Source organism: Halomonas sp. 3D7M (assembly GCF_014897885.1).
Classification (GTDB): domain Bacteria; phylum Pseudomonadota; class Gammaproteobacteria; order Pseudomonadales; family Halomonadaceae; genus Vreelandella.
In genome coordinates, this window is sequence record NZ_JABUZF010000028.1 from 1 (window position 1) to 1,955 (window position 1,955).

The window sequence follows — 1,955 nt, forward strand, 5'->3', positions numbered from 1 at the left end:
CGAAAACTTTCGGTTAGGCACTTAGGCCATAATGAGGTTTTAAGTATATGCTTTCAACGTGTTGAAAACGCTGCTAAAACGATACCGAAAGCATCTAGATCGGCAATATGGAGATTATGTAAACGTCCGCTCTACAACCTCGACATTGAATCCCTCTGATTCTTCGGGAGGCTCAAAGAAACCCGTTACCATCCTGAAAACTTCCTCGGTATCGAAGCTCGCCCGCTCAGGCTGCTCCCTTTGGCGCTGTTTCAGCTGTTTTAGACAAACCTCGTCTTCTGCCATCACATAGTACAGTTCGTGGGGTATCCCGCGTGGCGAGTAGATATCCTTAAACCATGCCCTTTGCTTCCTGGTATTGCCGGGGAAATCTAGAACCACAGTGGTGCCTGCCAAAAGTATTTGCTCAACGTGTTCCCTAAGCAATGGCTTAAGGCGTGACGAGTAGCTGATGTAGTCGTTGAAATCGTTGATTTCGCCAGGAAAAAGAGCAGATAACCAGTCATCCTCTGAAAGCAGCACGGCGCCGCGCTCACGCGCAATGCTGGCAGACAGCGTGCTTTTTCCAGCGCCCATCTTTCCGCAGAAAAATATTAACGTTCCATAAGAACTCATTTCTTACTCTTTTAACTACGCCTACTGCGTTTCTAATCCCTGCATCCATAACAGGCTTAATTGCTCAGCAGAAATGCCTAAAGTCGCTGGCTGAGACTCAAGTTGTGTTCCAAAAATCCTCTCGGCTACCTGTCTTCCAACGGTTTGAGCTGAGGATGTCTTAACGATTCGCTGCTGATAAAAACTTGTCAGAACACTTTCCAACTCACCTTGCTCTCCCAAAAGCCTGACAAGATGCCACGCATCTTCCAGCGCTTGACATGCTCCCTGCCCAGATGTTGGTAAAGACGCATGGGCCGCATCTCCAATAATGACAACATTGTCTTGATGCCAATAAGGCAGGGGATCAAGATCATGAACAAAAATGCGATTGAGCGATGCTGCATCATAGAATTTCAGCACGTTGCGTACCGGGTCAGGCCAGCAGCGAAAACGCTGATGCAGCTCATCATACCAAGCAGATAAGGGCCGTTGTTTATCAATATCGGCATTCCATGCGCCAGCCCAGAAACATAGCCCATTATTCATAGGGACAATTCCAAACCGCTCACCCAAGCCACGAAAATCATGGATGGCGTTATCTAAAACACCTTCATTCAACTGACTGATACCAATGATATTAATGAATCCTTGATAACGGGGGCTCACCTTTTCGGCATATAGCGTGTGACGCACCACCGAATTCATTCTCCCATCGGCTCCTACCACCACGTCAAACTCTTGCTTTAATCGGTCAATATCCTGCGCCGTCATTGGGCAACCAAGGTGTATTTTTACCCCCAAATCATCCAACCTCTTGGCCAGTATGCCCATAAGATCACGGCGCAATATTGTTATACTGGAGAAGCCACTCCGCAGGTTCACTTCCTCAATATCAAGCTCACCCTGCCAAACGCCAAATTGATCAAACTGACGCATTAAACGGGGAGCACCACCCAGGTGTTTTAGCTCTTTTTCCACCCCCATCTGTTGCAGAACAAAAATTGCATTTGGCCATAAAGTCACGCCAGCACCAATGGACGAGACCTTACTGTCACGCTCATACACGCTCACTTGATAGCCTTGTTGTGTGGCGAGTATTGCCAGCGCTATTCCAGCCCCCCCTGCACCAACAATGGCAATACGATTAGTGTTTTTCATCGACCCTACCTCAATAGTTAAATTCGGTAGAGATTGTCACAAAGCCACTCTCGGGGATAAACACGCTATTATTGCGTTATTAATCCCATTTTATGAGAGAATCTATGATTGAAAAAATCGAGCTTCAATGGCTACTGAGCTTTCAGGCGGTATATGAACAGCTGAGCTTTAAGCGTGCGTAAGCGTTCATCCTACGACGT

The 1,955-nt window shown here is 47.1% G+C and carries 2 protein-coding genes; both read right to left on the minus strand.

Annotation, left to right across the window (positions count from 1 at the left end):
* Positions 1-114: 114 nt before the first annotated feature.
* Positions 115-615, minus strand: a complete 501-nt coding sequence (locus INT22_RS00620; RefSeq protein WP_193067487.1) for an ATP-binding protein — start codon at positions 613-615, stop codon at positions 115-117.
* Positions 616-636: 21 nt separating this feature from the next.
* Complete coding sequence (locus INT22_RS00625) at positions 637-1,755, minus strand: FAD-dependent monooxygenase (RefSeq protein ID WP_193067488.1); 1,119 nt, start codon at positions 1,753-1,755, stop codon at positions 637-639.
* Positions 1,756-1,955: the final 200 nt, after the last annotated feature.

Excerpts from the sequence above, each read along its gene's own strand:
- INT22_RS00620 (WP_193067487.1), bottom strand. The coding sequence starts at position 615 with ATGAGTTCTTATGGAACGTTAATATTTTTCTGCGGAAAGATGGGCGCT.
- INT22_RS00625 (WP_193067488.1), bottom strand. The coding sequence starts at position 1,755 with ATGAAAAACACTAATCGTATTGCCATTGTTGGTGCAGGGGGGGCTGGA.